Here is a 15298-nt window from a genome sequence, read left to right on the forward strand (position 1 = left end):
ACTCGAGCGCCGGCTAGTCGCTCGACGCGGCCAGGTCGGGCGTTGCCGGGCCGGTGCCGAGGGCGGCCGTGGCGTTGATGCCCGCGCCGACCGGCTCCTTGCGCGACTCGGTGGTGAACACGAACTCGCCGTCCTTGAAGTCGACGTGCACGTGGTCGCCCGCGTTCAGCTCGCCGTGCAGGATGCGCTCGCTCAGGCGGTCCTCGATCTCGTGCTGCACCGCGCGGCGCAGCGGACGAGCTCCGAGCGTCGGGTCGAACCCGACCTCGATGAGGCGCTCCTTGGCGGCCTGCTCCAGCGTGATGGTCATGTCACGGTCGAGCAGTCGAGCCGACAGGCGCTTGATGAACAGGTCGACGATCTGCAGCAGCTCGGGCTTCGACAGCTGCGGGAAGACGATGATCTCGTCGACACGGTTGAGGAACTCCGGCTTGAAGTTCTTCTTCAGCTCTTCGTAGACCTTGCCGCGCATCCGGTCGTAACCGGTCTGCGGGTCGCCCTCGATCTGGAAGCCGACGGGGCCGCCGGAGATGTCCTTCGTACCGAGGTTGGTGGTCATGATGATCACGGTGTTCTTGAAGTCGACCACGCGACCCTGGCCATCCGTCAGGCGTCCCTCCTCCAGAATCTGGAGCAGCGAGTTGAAGATGTCCGGGTGCGCCTTCTCGATCTCGTCGAACAGCACCACGCTGAACGGCTTGCGGCGCACCTTCTCGGTGAGCTGGCCGCCCTCTTCGAAGCCGACGAATCCGGGAGGGGCACCGAACAGTCGCGAGACCGTGTGCTTCTCGCCGTACTCCGACATGTCGAGGGAGATCATGGCCGACTCGTCGTCGAACAGGAACTCGGCGAGCGCCTTGGCCAGCTCGGTCTTACCGACGCCGGTGGGGCCGGCGAAGATGAACGAACCGGAGGGGCGCTTCGGGTCCTTCAGACCGGCACGCGTGCGGCGGATGGTCTTGGAGAGCGCCGAGATGGCCTCCTCCTGACCGATGACGCGCTGGTGCAGTGCCTTCTCCATGAAGACGAGTCGAGCCGACTCCTCCTCGGTGAGCTTGAACACCGGGATGCCCGTGGCCTGAGCCAGCACCTCGGCGATGAGACCCTCATCGACCTCGGCCGTGGTCTTCACGTCACCGGAACGCCACTGCTTCTCGAGGCGCAGGCGCTCTCCGAGGAGGTTCTTCTCCTCGTCGCGCAGCGATGCGGCCTTCTCGAAGTCCTGGTCTTCGATCGCGGCTTCCTTCTGCGAACGAACGGCGGCGATCTTGTCGTCGAACTCGCGCAGCTCCGGCGGGGCCGACAGGATCGACAGACGCAGGCGGGCGCCGGCCTCGTCGATCAGGTCGATGGCCTTGTCGGGCAGGAAGCGGTCCTGGATGTACCGGTCGGCGAGGTTGGCCGCCGAGACGATGGCGCCGTCGGTGATGGACACCTTGTGGTGCGCCTCGTAACGGTCGCGCAGCCCCTTGAGGATGTTGATCGTGTGCGGCAGCGACGGCTCGTTCACCTGGATCGGCTGGAAGCGGCGCTCGAGAGCGGCATCCTTCTCGAAGTGCTTGCGGTACTCGTCGAGCGTGGTCGCGCCGATGGTCTGCAGCTCACCACGGGCGAGCAGCGGCTTCAGGATGCTGGCCGCGTCGATTGCGCCCTCAGCGGCACCGGCACCCACCAGGGTGTGGATCTCGTCGATGAACGTGATGATGTCGCCGCGGGTGCGGATCTCCTTGGTGACCTTCTTCAGGCGCTCCTCGAAGTCACCGCGGTAGCGGGAGCCGGCGATGAGCGAACCGAGGTCGAGCGTGTAGAGCTGCTTGTCCTTCAGCGTCTCCGGAACGTCGCCGCGCACGATCGCCTGGGCGAGGCCCTCGACGACGGCGGTCTTGCCGACGCCGGGCTCGCCGATCAGCACGGGGTTGTTCTTGGAGCGTCGGGACAGGATCTGCATGACCCGCTCGATCTCCTTCTCGCGCCCGATCACGGGGTCGAGCTTGTTGTCCCGCGCCGCCTGCGTGAGGTTGCGGCCGAACTGGTCGAGGATCTGGCTGCCTGCCTGCGCGGTGGCCTGATCGTTGCCTCCGACCTGGACCTGCTCCTTGCCCTGGTATCCGCTCAGGAGCTGGATGACCTGCTGGCGCACGCGGTTGAGGTCGGCGCCGAGCTTCACGAGCACCTGGGCGGCGACGCCCTCGCCCTCGCGGATCAGGCCGAGCAGGATGTGCTCCGTGCCGATGTAGTTGTGGCCGAGCTGCAGGGCCTCGCGAAGCGAGAGCTCCAGCACCTTCTTGGCGCGCGGCGTGAAGGGGATGTGGCCGGTCGGCTGCTGCTGACCCTGGCCGATGATGTCTTGAACCTGCTCGCGCACGGCATCGAGGGAGATGCCGAGCGACTCGAGCGCCTTGGCCGCGACACCCTCACCCTCATGGATCAGCCCGAGCAGGATGTGCTCAGTGCCGATGTAGTTGTGGTTGAGCATCTTGGCTTCTTCTTGTGCCAAGACGACGACGCGGCGGGCTCTATCGGTGAATCTCTCGAACATGTCTACTCCTCCGGTGCCGTTGCAGGGTTGGCATCGATACAAAGAGAGTAACCACCGATGCGCGCCGATACTGCCCCTGTTCGCCGTGGGCGTGACGAGATCAGCGGATGCGCAGGATCAGCCGGGCAGGCCGGGCAACGTCAGCGTGGAGTCCGGCAGCTTCACCGTCACATCCGAGGTGGTGGTGATGCCGCTCGGGGTGCGGAACACGGTCGTGTAGGGGACGTAGTCGCGGGTGCACACCCCGCCCGGCGCCGGGGCGAGGGTCGCCTTCAGCTGGTTGCTCGCGACGGCCGACACCGACGCGATCTTCGGCGGGCAGCTCGAGCTGCCGTAGAGCGTGATGGCGAACTGCTGGCCGTTCTTCATCCACACGGCGTAGGCGGCGCCTCCCGCACTGCTGGCCGGCGCCTCGACGCCTTTCGGCTCGCCCGCGTACTGGTCGATCGGCTTGTTCGACGCGGTCGAGCATCCGGCCAGCGCGAGCGAGACGAGCAGCACTCCCGCGGCCGCGAACGGCAGACGGACCCGGGCGGCGGAACGGGCGGGGGCGGGAGTCGAGATCACGGGACCCATTCTAGAAAGCCAGGCCACCGGGTGCCTGAGTGCGACTTAGGATGCTCGTGTGAGCAACCTGGAGCGCGACCCGGCGGAACTGCTCGTCGACGGCGGAACGCTGACGACCGAGTCGCCTGTGGAGATCCTCGAACCGCGCGATGTGCCGCTCGGCGGCCCCCGCGCCATGAACGTTCGCCGCACGCTCCCACAGCGACGGCGCTCGCTGATCGGCGGCTGGTGCTTCATCGATCACTATGGCCCCGACGACGTGTCGGCGACCGGCGGGATGCGCGTCCCACCGCATCCGCACACCGGGCTGCAGACGGTGAGCTGGCTCTTCGAGGGCGAGATCGAGCATCGCGACAGCGTGGGAACGCACGAACTCGTGCGACCGGGCGAGCTCAACCTGATGACGGCCGGCCGCGGCATCAGCCACTCGGAGGTGTCGACGCCGGGCACCGCGCGGCTGCACGGCGTGCAGCTGTGGGTGGCGCTCCCGGCGGCGACGCGCGATGTCGCTCCGTTCTTCGAGCATCATGTGCCGCTGGCGACGCGACTCGGCGCGGCCGAGGTGCGCGCCTTCGTCGGCGCGCTCGCCGGCAGCGGGACGGATGCGTCGATGTTCAGCCCGCTGCTGGGTGCGCAGCTGACGGTCCCGGCCGGATCGACGGTGGAGGTGCCCCTCGACGGATCGTTCGAGCACGGCATCCTGGTCGATGCCGGCGCCGTGACGGTCGCGGGTGTCGATGTGCCGGTCAACCACCTCGCCTACCTGTGCCCCGGACGGTCGTCGGTCGAGCTGACCGTCGGCGACACGGATGCCCGGCTCATCCTGCTCGGCGGCGAACCGCTGGGCGAGCAGATCGTGATGTGGTGGAACTTCATCGGCCGCAGTCACGACGACATCGTGCAGTATCGCGCGCAGTGGCAGGCCGACGTGATCGCCGGCGACGATCCGGCCGGCCGGTTCGGCGAGGTGACCGGCTACGACGGGTCGCCCCTCCCGGCGCCCGAGCTGCCGACGGTGCGACTCAAGCCGCGCGGCTGACGCCTCCCGTCGAGGGCAGGTGCCCTACTGTAGGGCGGACGTGAGGCGCGCGAGGTTGTCGAGCACGGTCGAGCGCAGTGGCTGCTTCATCCACTCGTCGAGCGTGAGCTCCTTGCTGTCGCGGCGGTAACCGTCTTCGACCGCGCGCATCTCGTCGACGAACGAGCGCCCGCGCACCATCAGCGAGACCTCCATGTTCAGCTGGAACGAGCGCATGTCCATGTTGCTCGAGCCGATCACCGCCACGTCGTCGTCGATCGTGAAGTGCTTCGCGTGCAGGATGTACGGCTTCTTGTACATCCAGATCCGCACGCCGGCGCGCAGCAGGGCCTCGTAGTACGACCGCTGCGCGTGGTACACGAGCGCCTGGTCGCCGATCTCCGACACGAACAGGTCGACCTTGATGCCGCGCTGCACGGCGGTCGTGATCGCCATCAGCATCGACTCGTCGGGCACGAAGTACGGCGACGTGATGACGATGCGCTCCTGCGCGTAATAGAGCAGCGCGAGGAACAGCCGCAGGTTGTTCTCGCCACGGAATCCGGGACCGCTCGGCACCACCTGGGCGTCGAGGGAGTCCGTCGTCAGTTCGGCGGTGATCGGCTCCGTCTCGCGGCGCAGGAGTTCGTCGGTCTCGCTGTACCAGTCGGTGATGAAGATCGCGTTGAGACCGGCGACGATCGGGCCCTCGAGCCGAACGATCAGCTCTTTCCACTTCAGGCCGCGACGGATGTTCGACTTCTTGTTGTAGCTGCGGTCGATCACATTCTGCGAGCCCATGAATCCGACGGCGCCGTCGACGATGAGCAGCTTGCGGTGGTTGCGCAGGTCGGGGCGCTGGTACTTGCCCTTGAACGGCTGCACCGGGAGCATGAGCTGCCACTTGGCGCCTATATCGGTGAGACGCTTGATCGTGTGCTTGTAGTCACGCGTGCGCAGCGAGGCGATGTGGTCGAGCAGCACACGCACGGTGACGCCCCGCTTGACCGCCGCCTCCAGCGCATCGAAGAACGGCTTGGTGGTCTGGTCGCAGGTCAGGATGTAGAACTCGACGTGCACGTACTTGCGCGCCTTGTTCACTTCGTCCGTCATCGCGTCGAGCGAGCCCTGGTAGTCGCCGTTGAGCGTTGCGCTGTTGCCGCCGACGAGCGGCATCGCCCCGAGGTTGCGATTCAGCTCGACGACCGACTCGAGCCAGGGCGGCCACGGGTGGTCGCGGCTGACCCGCTCGATACCCTCCGTGCTGTCGATGATGAAGCGGTTGATCTCGTCCTGCTTGGTCCGCCGGCTCTTCGGGAGCTTGTAGCTGCCGATCAGCAGGAAGAACAGCACGCCGAGGTACGGGATCAGGAAGATGGCGAGCAGCCAAGCCGTGGCCGAGGTCGGCTTGCGGTTGCGGGGAACGATGATGACGGCGATGACGCGGATCACGAAGTCGACGAGCAGGGCCAAGCCCACGATCAACGTCGGGAGGAGTCCAGCGTCCATCGGCGCGAGTCCCCTCTGTCAGCCATTCCGAACGATGTGGCTCACGCCAGGCGCGAACCACACATCGCTACCGTAGCGAAATCGCGGCGCGAACGTGCGCAGCTACGGCTTCTGCGGCAGGCCGCGGCGTGCGCGCTCTTCGGCCTCGAGGCGCGAATACGCCTTGCGCTCGGTGCGGTCGGCTCGAATGATCGCGCGCATGATCACCCAGAAGAGCAGCCCGACGAGAACGGTCGGTGCGAGTGACCACACGATGCCAGCGACGACGTCATTCATAACCTGATAATGGTAACGCCCCCAGCTGTGAACGGAGTTCATCACGCCCCCCATCCAGACCTTCCTGACGACCTGGAGCTTCGACCCCGTCGCCTTCGCCGCGATCATCGTGTCCGGCGGCCTCTATCTGGCGGGCATCCTGTCACTGAGACGGCGGGGCCACCGATGGCCGCTGCGGCCGACCATCCTGTTCTTCGCGCTGGGCCTCGGTTCGTACGCGTGGATCTCGTTCGGCTTCCTCGGTGCATACAGCAGCGAGCTGCGCTGGGCGTTCACGACCCGCATCGCCCTGCTCCTGTTCGCCGTGCCTGGCCTCATCAGCCTCGGCCTGCCGATCGCCCTCGCGCGCACCGCCCTGAGCGGGCGGCCACGGCGGTTCGCAGATTCGGTTCTCGGCTCCCGCCTCGTCCGCCTGTTCGGCAACGCCATCTTCGCGCCGTTGTTCGCCTGCGCCGTCTTCCTCGTCTTCCTGACGCCCGCCGCGGCGATCCTGCGCGACAGCCCGTGGTCGGAATGGACGATCACCCTGATAGCACCGCTGGCGGGCATCCTGATGGTGCTGCCGATCGCGGCGCACTCGGTGATCCGAACCGGGTTCTTCATCACGATCGAGTTCCTGCTCGCCTTCGTCGAGATGCTGCTCGACGCGGTGCCAGGGCTCCTCCTGCGGCTCAACGACGGCATCCTCGATCACGCTCCCGCGATCATCGGACGGCTGCCGATCTGGTTCCCGACGGCACAGCACGACCAGCACCTCTCGGGCGACTTCCTGTGGTTCATCGCCGAGATCGCCGACGTTCCCGTGCTGATCTTCCTCTTCGTGCGCTGGATGCGCAGCGATCACCGCGAGAGCAGGAAGATGGACGAGCTCACCGACGAGCAGATGGAGGAGCTGACCCGGGCGCACCTGCGCCAGCACCACTGAAGCCGGTTACTCGGGCCCGGTTGATCGGGGCCGGTTACGTGAGGCCGGTTACTTGACCAGCGGGAACAGGATCGTCTCGCGGATGCCCAGACCGGTCAGCGCCATCAGCAGCCGGTCGATGCCCATGCCCATGCCGCCCGAGGGCGGCATGCCGAACTCGAGCGCCCGCAGGAATTCCTCGTCGAGGCGCATGGCCTCGCCGTCGCCGGCCGCGGCGAGCTTGGCCTGCTCGACGAAGCGCTCGCGCTGGACGACCGGGTCGACGAGCTCCGAGTATCCGGTCGCCAGTTCGAAGCCGCGCACGTAGAGGTCCCACTTCTCCACGACACCCTCGCGGGAGCGGTGGGCGCGCACGAGCGGGCTCGTGTCCACCGGGAAGTCGAGCACGAACGTCGGCCGCACCAGGTTCCCCTTGACGAAGTGCTCCCACAGCTCCTCGACGTACTTGCCGGGCAGCGGATGCTCGATCTCGATGCCCTCCTGGGCCGCGATCTCGCGCAGTCGCGCCATCGGGGTCTCGGGCGTGATCGGCTCGCCGACGGCATCCGACAGGCTGTCGTACATCCGGATGCGGTCCCATTCGCCGCCCAGGTCGTATTCGGTGCCGTCCGCCCAGGTGACGACGTGCGAGCCGCTGATGGCCTTGGCCGCGTTCTGGATGAGCGTCTGGGTCAGGTCGGCGATCGAGTTGTAGTCGCCGTACGCCTGGTAGGCCTCGAGCATGGCGAACTCCGGCGAGTGCGTGGAGTCCGCGCCCTCGTTGCGGAAGTTGCGGTTGATCTCGAAGACGTGGTCGATGCCGCCGACGACGGCGCGCTTGAGGTACAGCTCCGGCGCGATCCGCAGGAACAGGTCGGTGTCGAAGGCATTGGAATGCGTGACGAACGGACGCGCCGACGCACCGCCGTGCATGGTCTGCAGCATCGGGGTCTCGACCTCGACGAAGTCGCGCTCGGCGAAGGTGCGACGCAGGCTGGCGACGGCCTTGGCGCGGTTGAGCACGTTTGCACGCGCCTGTTCGCGGGCGATCAGGTCGAGGTAGCGGTTTCGCACGCGCGTCTCTTCGCTGAGCTCGTTGTGCAGGTTCGGCAGCGGCAGGATCGCCTTGGCGGCGATGGCCCACTCCGCCACCATGATCGAGAGCTCACCGCGGCGGCTCGAGATGACCTCGCCGGACGCGAACACGTGGTCGCCGAGGTCGACGAGCTCCTTCCAGGAGTCGAGCGACTCCTGCCCGACGGCCGCGAGCGACACCATCACCTGGATGCGCGTGCCGTCGCCCGACTGCAGCACCGCGAAGCAGAGCTTGCCGGTGTTGCGCAGGAACACGACGCGCCCGGCCACACCGACGACCTCGCCCGACGTCTCGTCGGCCGCCAGGTGCCCCCACTTCTCACGCACCGCCGGGATGGTCGTCGTCACCGGCACAGAGACCGGGTACGCGCCGCCGGCCGGCGTCGCCGCCTCGTCGATCAGACGCTCGCGCTTGGCCAGGCGAACCGCCTTCTGCTCGCTGATCTCGTCATCAGTGAGTTCAGGCTCGGTGGTCTGCGCGTCGCTCATGTGCGTCTTTCGTTCAGGGAGGCTGGTGGCGGATCAGGGGATGCTGATGCGTTCGTTGTCGATGAGCCTGGTGGTTCCGAAGCGGGCGGCGACGAGCACGACGGCGGGGCCGTGGTGACCGGCGTCGACGGCGAGGAAGGTCTCCGGATCGACGACAACGAGATAGTCCAGCTTAACGGCTGGCTCCGCGTCGATGCGCGCCTGGGCGGCGGCGGCCACGGCGTCGGCGCCCTGTGCGGCGGCGGCCTCAGCGGCGGCGAGCGCCTGCGACAGCACGACGGCGGCGGCCCGGTCGTCGGCGCCCAGGTAGCGGTTGCGGCTCGAGAGCGCGAGACCGTCGGCCTCGCGCACGGTGTCGACGACGGCGATCGTGACCGGGAGGTTCAGGTCGCGCACCATACGGCCGACGAGGTGCACCTGCTGGGCATCCTTCTGCCCGAACACGGCGACGTCGGGCGCGACGATGTTGAGCAGTTTCGCGACGACGGTGAGCATCCCGTCGAAGTGCCCCGGGCGCACAGCGCCCTCGTAGAGTGCCGCGACGGGGCCGGCGGCGACGCGGGTCTCCGACGGGCCGTACGGGTACATCTCGTCCACCGACGGCGCGAAGACGATGTCGGCGAGTCCGTCGAGGGCGGCGACGTCGGCGTCGAGGGTGCGGGGGTAGCGGTCAAGATCCTCACCGGCGCTGAACTGGAGCGGGTTGACGAAGATCGAGACGACGACGATGCCTCCGAGGTCGCGCGCACGTGAGACGAGCTGAAGATGGCCGTCGTGCAGGGCGCCCATGGTCGGCACGAACACCACACGCGAGGCGGGGGCGTCGGAGCTGCCCTCGCGCACGGCGGACTCACGGGCCGACGCGAGCGTCGAGCGCAGTTCGGCGATGGTGGAAACGACCTGAGGCATCTGCTCCCCTACGATCGCCGCACCCCAGCGGGGCGCTCACGAAGACGACCGGACATCCAGGCTACTCGTCGTCGTCGCGCCCGTCGTCGCGCCCGAGGTCGCGCCCGTCCTCGCGCCCGAGGTTTCCGCCCGTACCGTCATCGCCGTCGTCATCGCCGTCGTCGAACGGCAGCCCGAACGCTCCGAGTCCGCCGCGCGAGCCGTCGAGCACGCTCCCCACGTCGAGCATGCCGGCCGGCGTCGCATGCGTGAGGGCGTTGTCGACGGCCGAACGCACCAGCGAGCTGAGGAAGCCACCGGCGTTCTCCACGCCGATCCCGCGCAGGATGCCCGTCGATTGCTCCACGATGGCGCGCGAGAACGAGGTCGCGGTCGCGATGGCCTCGGCGTAAGCGGCCCGGTCGGCCTCCGCGATCACCACGGGTTCGCCGCCCATCTCGACGACGAGCGCCTGGGCGATCGGCAGCACCGGGCCCGGCGCGGTGACGGCGAAATAGCTCTCTGCGAGTCGGGCGAGGTCGAGGCTGGTGCCGGTGAACTCGAGCGCCGGATGCACGGCCAGTGGGATCGCGCCCGCAGCGGCCGCCGGGGCCAGCACGCCGACGCCGAACCCCGGAGCCGTGTGCAGCACGATCTGCCCGGGCTGCCAGGTTCCCGTCGCGGCGAGGCCCGCGACCAGCGCAGGCAGCTCGTCGTCGGGCACCGCGATGATGACGAGTTCGCTGCGCTCGACGATCGTCGGCACGTCCAGGATCGGCACGGCGGGCAGCAGCGCTCCCGCCCGCTCCCTGCTGGCCTGGGAAACGGCCGAGATGCCGACCACCGCGTGACCGGCGCCGGCGAGGGCGGCTCCCAGGATGGGGCCGACGCGCCCTGCTCCGATGATGCCGAGTCCGAGGCGTCCTGATCGCTCCATCAGCCGAGTTCCTCTCCGGTGGGAGTGCCGCTGGGAGTGCCGCTGGGAGTGCCGCTGGGAGTGCCGCTGGGAGTGCCGCTGGGAGTGCCGCCGGGGGTTGCGGTGGTGGTGCCGGCGTTCGCGCCGGGGTCGACCGCGGGCCGCGGACGGGACGGCGGGAACGCTCCCCAGCGATGGCTGCGGTCGCTCTGCGCCGAGGTGATCGCCGTTGCGGCGACCTGGTCGAAGAGCACGACGCTCTGCTCGCGGTCGATGGCGGGCAGCCGGGGCCGCACCGGGCCCGAGACCGTGTGCAGCCGGGTGGACGCGAGGGCGAGCATCCGGTCGATCGGGCCCTGGTAGAGCTCGAGGCTCTGCAGGCGGGCGAGCGGCACGATGGCGAGGCTGCGCCAGACCACCCCCCGCCGCAGCAGGAGCACGCCGCCGATCATGCTGTAGCCGGTGCGCTGCCAGGAGAACGGGCGGATCCACGCCGCCCGCTTCGGGCTGCCGACGAAATCGTCGCGACCGCGTGAGGTCATGCCGGCCGCGATGATCGCGCGGTGCTCCTCGATGGCGAACTCGGGGAGGACGAGCGCGAGCACCCGTTCGACGTCCCTGGCGTCGCCGACCGGCAGCATCGTCGTGTTGGGCTGACCGGCGGCACCCTTCTCGCGCGAGTGGCCGGCGGTGTCGATCCGGATCTGCCACCAGCCGAACGGGCGCCAGAGCAGGGGTTGCATGACCTCGACGGCGTGGATGCGGCCGGGCGGGAGCGTCTCGTTGCTGGTGCTCAGGAGCCCGAAACCGAGCCGCACCCCGTCGGGCGTGCCCGCGATGGAGTACCGGAGGGACTTGGTGAACCGGTTGATGTAGAAGCTCGCCGAGCCGATCAGGCCGGGCAGCACGACGAACAGCAGCCAGACCCGACCGGTCGACGCACCGACGACGAGCAGCGCGACGACGATCAGCAGGAACACGGTGAATCCGCTCAGCAGCAGCGAGCCGAACAACCGCAACGGCGGGATCTTCACGACGGACTGCGGAGGCGCGGCGTTCGGGTCGAGTTCGGGCGCCATGAACTCGTTCACCCGGCGGTTGACGAGGTCGGAGACGCCGGCGGTGCGCGCCGCCGGTGCGGGGACGACCGGCTGGCCGTTCGCGTCGAACAGCGCGATGGCCGGCCCTGCCGGGGGCGGCGTGGGCGTGCCGCCGGCAGCCGTGCCGCCGGCAGCTGCGCCGTCGACGGCCGCACCGTCGACACCGCCCGCCGCTTCGGAGCGCTCGGCCTCCCGCACGCCCGAGGCCAGCCGCAGTACGTCACCGCGCAGCCCGTCGGCGAGGGGCGATCCGAGGTACGAGAGCTGCACGTTCGCGTCGTGCCCGGCCACCGAGATGTCCAGCTTCGCCGCACCGAAGATGCGCGCCAGGAACGGCCGGACCACGTTGATGCCCTGGATGCGATCCAGCCGCGCCTTGCGCTGGGTGCGGAACAGGATCCCGCTGCGCACCTCGACCGCGTCTCCGGTGATGCGGAAACTGTGCATCCGCCACGACAGGTAGAAGCCGCCGATGCACAGGGTCAGCACGACGACGAGGGCGAGCAGCGCCCAGCCCTCCCAGCCGCGGTTGTAGATCTCGTCGAGCGGGTCGCCGCCGACGTCCGGGCCGCCGACGAAGAAGGTGACGATGCGCTCGCGCAGGTTCGACAGCACGTAGCCGAGCACCGCGATGAACACGATGCCGCCGCGCAGCAACGGCGTGGCCGGATGCAGGCGGTGCCACTCCCCGTCGGTGAACCGCTCGGCGGCCTTCTCGGCGGGGCTGAGCTGGGCGCCGGTCACAGCCCGGCCCGTCTGCTCTCCGCGAGTTCGACGAGGCGGTCGCGCAGCTCTGCGGCCACCGGTTCGGGCAGCCCCGGGATGACGACGCCGGTCGACGCCGCGGCCGTCACGAACTTGAGGTCGGCCAGCCCGAGCAGGCGCCCGACCGGTCCGCGGTTGATGTCGATGAGCTGCATGCGGCCGTACGGCACCGAGACGAAGCGCTGGAACATGATGCCGCGGCGGAACAGCAGATCGTCTTCGCGGGTGCGGTATCCGATCGACCGCGCACGCCGTGGCGCGATGATCAGGGCGATGATGCTGATCACGACGACGGCCGCGAGCAGGATCCAGCCCGCATTCCAGCCTGCGACGAGCCAGAGGAAGACCGACACCGCGCTGGCGATCAGTCCGGAGATCACCGTGCTGACGATGACCACGACGACGTACTTGGGCGACACCCGGTTCCACTCCCCGACGGAGAGATCAAGGCGATTTTGCATGGGCGTTCTCCGGATCGTCGTCGTTGTCTTCCGGGGGGAGTGTGCACATGTGCTCGGCCACGAGACCGGCGGCGAGCAGTACGGCGGCGCCGACGGTGGTCGCGACGGCCAGCCACACGGCGGAACCGCCGGGGATCACGGCGCGGCTCAGCAGGAACACCAGCACACCCGCGCCCGCGCCGGTCAGGAGGGCGCCGCTCAGGCTGCACGCCTTCGCGAGCACGACGATGCGCATGGCCTGGAACGGGTCGATGCGACGGGAGGTGCGCCCGTGGGTCGCCCGTCGGATCGGGATGGCGAAGGCCACCACGATGATCGCGATGACGACGAGGGTGATCGGCAGGCTCAGCGGCGGGATGAAGACGGCGACTCCGGCGCCGGCGGCCGCGAGCTCGATCAGGAAGCCGATCACCGCCCCGGCGACGCCGAGGCCGATGAGGGACGTCGCCCTGGTGCGTCTCATCGGGCGGTCCCCTTCGTTTGGTACGGGGTCACGACGTCGGTGGAGCCGGCCGCGAGGTCGGCGACGCGTCCGTGACCGGTGAGCACCGCATCCGGATCGATCGCGAGCCACGGAACGAGCACGAAGCCGCGCCCGGCCGCGCGCGGATGCGGCAGGGTGAGACGTTCGTCGTCGGCGGTGCGGCCGTCGTAGTCGACGATGTCGATGTCGATCGTGCGATCACCCCAGCGCTCCTGGCGAACCCGCCCCAACTCGTCTTCGACCGCATTGACCGTGTCGAGCAGCGCGTGCGGGTCGAGCGTGGTGTGGAGGCGGGCGACGGCGTTCAGGTACGCGGGTGCGTCGTGGTCCACTCCGGTGAGCTTGAGGGCCGGCGTCTCGTAGAGCGGCGACACGGCGTCGATCCGGATGCCCGGGGTCGTCTCGAGCGTCGCGAGCGCGGCGCGCAGAGTCGCCTCGCGGTCGCCCAGGTTCGCGCCGAAGGCGAGCACGGCGGGAACCGCCGGACGCAGCCGCTGCGGCTTGGGACGCACGGCGGCGGTCACGAGCGCTCCCTCCGGATGCGCACGGCGACATCGCCGAACGGCACCTCGATGGGCGCATCGGGCTTGTGCACGGTCACCTCGACCGCCAGCACCGGCGGGTGGCCGAGCACGACGGCGGCGACGCGTTCGGCGACCGTCTCGATGAGGTCGACGGGATCACGGCGCACGGCCTCGGCCACCTCCACCGCGAGCTCGCCGTAGTGCACGGTGTTCGCGACGTCGTCGCTCGCTGCCGCGGGCGAGAGGTCGAGGTGCGCCGTCAGGTCGATCACGAAGTCCTGGCCGTTCTCCCGCTCGAAGTCGTAGACGCCGTGGTTGGCGCGCACGCGCAGACCGGTGAGGATGATCGCGTCGGATCCCCCGGACGAAGCTGGCCTAGTCATCTCTTCCAGCTTGCCATGCCCTGACCACATCCAGCGCGATGCGCGTCGAGGGCACGTCGTGCACGCGCACGGCCCAGACGCCCGCCTCTGCCGCGAGCGCGCTGATGACGGCCGTCGGGGCATCCCGCTCGCTCGCCGGGGCGCCGTCGGGCAGCAGCGCGCCGAGGAACCGCTTGCGCGACGCCCCGATCAGCACCGGATAGCCCAGGGTCTCGAACGCGGCCAGGTCACCGAGGACCTGCCAGTTGTGCTCGCCGGTCTTGGAGAAGCCGAGGCCGGGGTCGACGATGAGCTTCGACGGGTCGACGCCGCGCTGCACGAGGTCGGTCAGCCGCGCCGACAGCTCCGACCGCACCTCCGACACCGTGTCGGTGTAGCGCGCGAGCGTGTCCATCGAGTCGCTCTGGCCGCGCCAGTGCATCACGACGTACTGCAGGTCGGTGTCGAGCACCGCTTGAGGCATGTCCGGATCCGCCAGGCCGCCCGACACATCGTTGATGATCGCGGCGCCGGCGTCGGCCGCCGCGCGTGCCGTCGACGCGTTCATGGTGTCGACGCTGACGGTGATGCCGCGCTCGGCCAGAGCTCGGATCACCGGGATGACACGCGTGCGCTCCTCGGCCGGGTCGACCCGCACGGCGCCCGGACGCGTCGACTCGCCACCGACGTCGATGATGTCGGCGCCCTGGGCGACGAGCTGGTGCGCGTGATCGATCGCCGCGTCGGCCTCGAACCACAGGCCGCCGTCGCTGAACGAGTCCGGCGTCACGTTGAGGACGCCCATGATGAGCGTCACGCGACGCCACGTCCGATCAGCGCGATCAGCTCGGCGCGGGCGGCCGGCTCGGTGAACGCCCCGCGCGAGGCGATGGTCACGGTCGTGCTGTCCGTCTGCCGCGCGCCGCGGGTCGTCACGCAGGTGTGCGCGGCATCGAGGACGACGAGCACTCCACGCGCGTCGAGACCGCTCTCGATCACGTCGGCGATCTGCTCGGTCAGGCGCTCCTGCACCTGGGGCCGTGCGGCCAGTGTGTCGATGACGCGCGGGATGCGGCCCAGTCCGACGACGCGCTCGCCCGGCAGGTAGGCGACGTGCGCCACACCGAGGAACGGGAGCAGGTGGTGTTCGCACACCGACCGGAACCGGATGTCGCGCAGCAGCACCGTCTCGGCATCCGGGCCCTCGAGCGGTACCGGCTCGCCGAGGTCCTCCAGCGGGTCGGCGCCGATGCCCGAGAAGAACTCCTCGTAGGCGTCGGCCACCCGCTGCGGGGTGGTTTCGAGCCCCGGACGCGCAGGATCCTCGCCGATGGCGGCGAGGATCTCGGCGACGGCCGCCTCGATGCGCGGACGATCGAAACCGGTCATGCGCGCGCCGGC

General features: G+C 69.2%; 16 protein-coding genes. 2 read left to right on the forward strand and 14 right to left on the reverse strand.

From position 1 onward, the window contains the following. Positions 1 to 13: 13 nt before the first annotated feature. Together AC1DB1_RS13785 and AC1DB1_RS13790 are read right to left on the reverse strand one after the other, a co-directional pair. Positions 14 to 2539 carry an ATP-dependent Clp protease ATP-binding subunit gene (locus AC1DB1_RS13785; protein WP_271176008.1) on the reverse strand — a complete coding sequence of 842 codons (2526 nt, stop codon included), beginning with the start codon at positions 2537 to 2539 and terminating at the stop codon, positions 14 to 16. A gap of 117 nt (positions 2540 to 2656) precedes the next feature. Continuing rightward, on the reverse strand, positions 2657 to 3106 hold the full coding sequence (locus tag AC1DB1_RS13790) for a hypothetical protein (RefSeq protein ID WP_477201194.1): 450 nt from the start codon (positions 3104 to 3106) through the stop codon (positions 2657 to 2659). A gap of 58 nt (positions 3107 to 3164) precedes the next feature. Between AC1DB1_RS13790 and AC1DB1_RS13795 the strand changes: the two genes are divergently transcribed. Then, positions 3165 to 4145 (forward strand): pirin family protein, encoded by a 981-nt coding sequence (locus tag AC1DB1_RS13795; protein ID WP_477201195.1) that lies wholly within the window; start codon positions 3165 to 3167, stop codon positions 4143 to 4145. 24 nt (positions 4146 to 4169) lie between these two features. On the opposite strand, the gene cls is transcribed toward AC1DB1_RS13795, so the two are convergent. Further along, positions 4170 to 5633: a cardiolipin synthase gene (cls, locus tag AC1DB1_RS13800; RefSeq protein WP_477201196.1), complete on the reverse strand. Its 1464-nt coding sequence runs from the start codon at positions 5631 to 5633 to the stop codon at positions 4170 to 4172. A gap of 102 nt (positions 5634 to 5735) precedes the next feature. Beyond that, positions 5736 to 5909 carry a hypothetical protein gene (locus AC1DB1_RS13805; RefSeq protein ID WP_271176012.1) on the reverse strand — a complete coding sequence of 58 codons (174 nt, stop codon included), beginning with the start codon at positions 5907 to 5909 and terminating at the stop codon, positions 5736 to 5738. A gap of 109 nt (positions 5910 to 6018) precedes the next feature. Between AC1DB1_RS13805 and AC1DB1_RS13810 the strand changes: the two genes are divergently transcribed. Continuing rightward, positions 6019 to 6834 carry a cytochrome c oxidase assembly protein gene (locus AC1DB1_RS13810; RefSeq protein ID WP_477201197.1) on the forward strand — a complete coding sequence of 272 codons (816 nt, stop codon included), beginning with the start codon at positions 6019 to 6021 and terminating at the stop codon, positions 6832 to 6834. Between the two features lie 48 nt (positions 6835 to 6882). Here AC1DB1_RS13810 and lysS read toward each other — a convergent pair whose 3' ends face one another. The 10 genes from lysS to folE all read right to left on the reverse strand — a co-directional run bounded on the left by lysS (position 6883) and on the right by folE (position 15286). Next, positions 6883 to 8397 carry a lysine--tRNA ligase gene (gene lysS, locus AC1DB1_RS13815; protein WP_477201198.1) on the reverse strand — a complete coding sequence of 505 codons (1515 nt, stop codon included), beginning with the start codon at positions 8395 to 8397 and terminating at the stop codon, positions 6883 to 6885. Between the two features lie 33 nt (positions 8398 to 8430). Next, positions 8431 to 9306, reverse strand: coding sequence for a pantoate--beta-alanine ligase (panC, locus tag AC1DB1_RS13820; RefSeq protein ID WP_271176015.1), 876 nt, complete (start codon positions 9304 to 9306; stop codon positions 8431 to 8433). A 61-nt stretch (positions 9307 to 9367) separates the two neighbouring features. Continuing rightward, positions 9368 to 10222, reverse strand: coding sequence for a DUF2520 domain-containing protein (locus AC1DB1_RS13825; RefSeq protein WP_271176016.1), 855 nt, complete (start codon positions 10220 to 10222; stop codon positions 9368 to 9370). Then, positions 10222 to 12045 (reverse strand): PH domain-containing protein, encoded by a 1824-nt coding sequence (locus tag AC1DB1_RS13830; RefSeq protein WP_477201199.1) that lies wholly within the window; start codon positions 12043 to 12045, stop codon positions 10222 to 10224. The genes AC1DB1_RS13825 and AC1DB1_RS13830 overlap by 1 nt, the downstream gene beginning before the upstream one ends. Further along, positions 12042 to 12527: a PH domain-containing protein gene (locus AC1DB1_RS13835; RefSeq protein WP_271176018.1), complete on the reverse strand. Its 486-nt coding sequence runs from the start codon at positions 12525 to 12527 to the stop codon at positions 12042 to 12044. The genes AC1DB1_RS13830 and AC1DB1_RS13835 overlap by 4 nt, the downstream gene beginning before the upstream one ends. Continuing rightward, complete coding sequence (locus AC1DB1_RS13840) at positions 12511 to 12990, reverse strand: DUF3180 domain-containing protein (protein WP_477201200.1); 480 nt, start codon at positions 12988 to 12990, stop codon at positions 12511 to 12513. The genes AC1DB1_RS13835 and AC1DB1_RS13840 overlap by 17 nt, the downstream gene beginning before the upstream one ends. Continuing rightward, positions 12987 to 13535, reverse strand: a complete 549-nt coding sequence (gene folK, locus AC1DB1_RS13845; protein WP_477201201.1) for a 2-amino-4-hydroxy-6-hydroxymethyldihydropteridine diphosphokinase — start codon at positions 13533 to 13535, stop codon at positions 12987 to 12989. Before folK ends, AC1DB1_RS13840 begins: the two co-directional genes overlap by 4 nt. Then, positions 13532 to 13918, reverse strand: a complete 387-nt coding sequence (gene folB, locus AC1DB1_RS13850) for a dihydroneopterin aldolase (protein ID WP_477201202.1) — start codon at positions 13916 to 13918, stop codon at positions 13532 to 13534. Before folB ends, folK begins: the two co-directional genes overlap by 4 nt. Further along, positions 13911 to 14714, reverse strand: coding sequence for a dihydropteroate synthase (folP, locus tag AC1DB1_RS13855; RefSeq protein WP_271176022.1), 804 nt, complete (start codon positions 14712 to 14714; stop codon positions 13911 to 13913). Before folP ends, folB begins: the two co-directional genes overlap by 8 nt. Further along, complete coding sequence (folE, locus tag AC1DB1_RS13860; protein ID WP_271176023.1) at positions 14711 to 15286, reverse strand: GTP cyclohydrolase I FolE; 576 nt, start codon at positions 15284 to 15286, stop codon at positions 14711 to 14713. The genes folP and folE overlap by 4 nt, the downstream gene beginning before the upstream one ends. Positions 15287 to 15298 lie beyond the last annotated feature (12 nt).

The sequence above is a fragment of the Leifsonia sp. 10N434 genome (assembly GCF_056394405.1).

Excerpts from the sequence above, each read along its gene's own strand:
- AC1DB1_RS13785 (WP_271176008.1), bottom strand. The coding sequence starts at position 2,539 with ATGTTCGAGAGATTCACCGATAGAGCCCGCCGCGTCGTCGTCTTGGCA.
- cls (WP_477201196.1), bottom strand. The coding sequence starts at position 5,633 with ATGGACGCTGGACTCCTCCCGACGTTGATCGTGGGCTTGGCCCTGCTC.
- AC1DB1_RS13805 (WP_271176012.1), bottom strand. The coding sequence starts at position 5,909 with ATGAATGACGTCGTCGCTGGCATCGTGTGGTCACTCGCACCGACCGTT.
- lysS (WP_477201198.1), bottom strand. The coding sequence starts at position 8,397 with ATGAGCGACGCGCAGACCACCGAGCCTGAACTCACTGATGACGAGATC.
- panC (WP_271176015.1), bottom strand. The coding sequence starts at position 9,306 with ATGCCTCAGGTCGTTTCCACCATCGCCGAACTGCGCTCGACGCTCGCG.
- AC1DB1_RS13825 (WP_271176016.1), bottom strand. The coding sequence starts at position 10,222 with ATGGAGCGATCAGGACGCCTCGGACTCGGCATCATCGGAGCAGGGCGC.
- AC1DB1_RS13835 (WP_271176018.1), bottom strand. The coding sequence starts at position 12,527 with ATGCAAAATCGCCTTGATCTCTCCGTCGGGGAGTGGAACCGGGTGTCG.
- AC1DB1_RS13840 (WP_477201200.1), bottom strand. The coding sequence starts at position 12,990 with ATGAGACGCACCAGGGCGACGTCCCTCATCGGCCTCGGCGTCGCCGGG.
- folB (WP_477201202.1), bottom strand. The coding sequence starts at position 13,918 with ATGACTAGGCCAGCTTCGTCCGGGGGATCCGACGCGATCATCCTCACC.
- folE (WP_271176023.1), bottom strand. The coding sequence starts at position 15,286 with ATGACCGGTTTCGATCGTCCGCGCATCGAGGCGGCCGTCGCCGAGATC.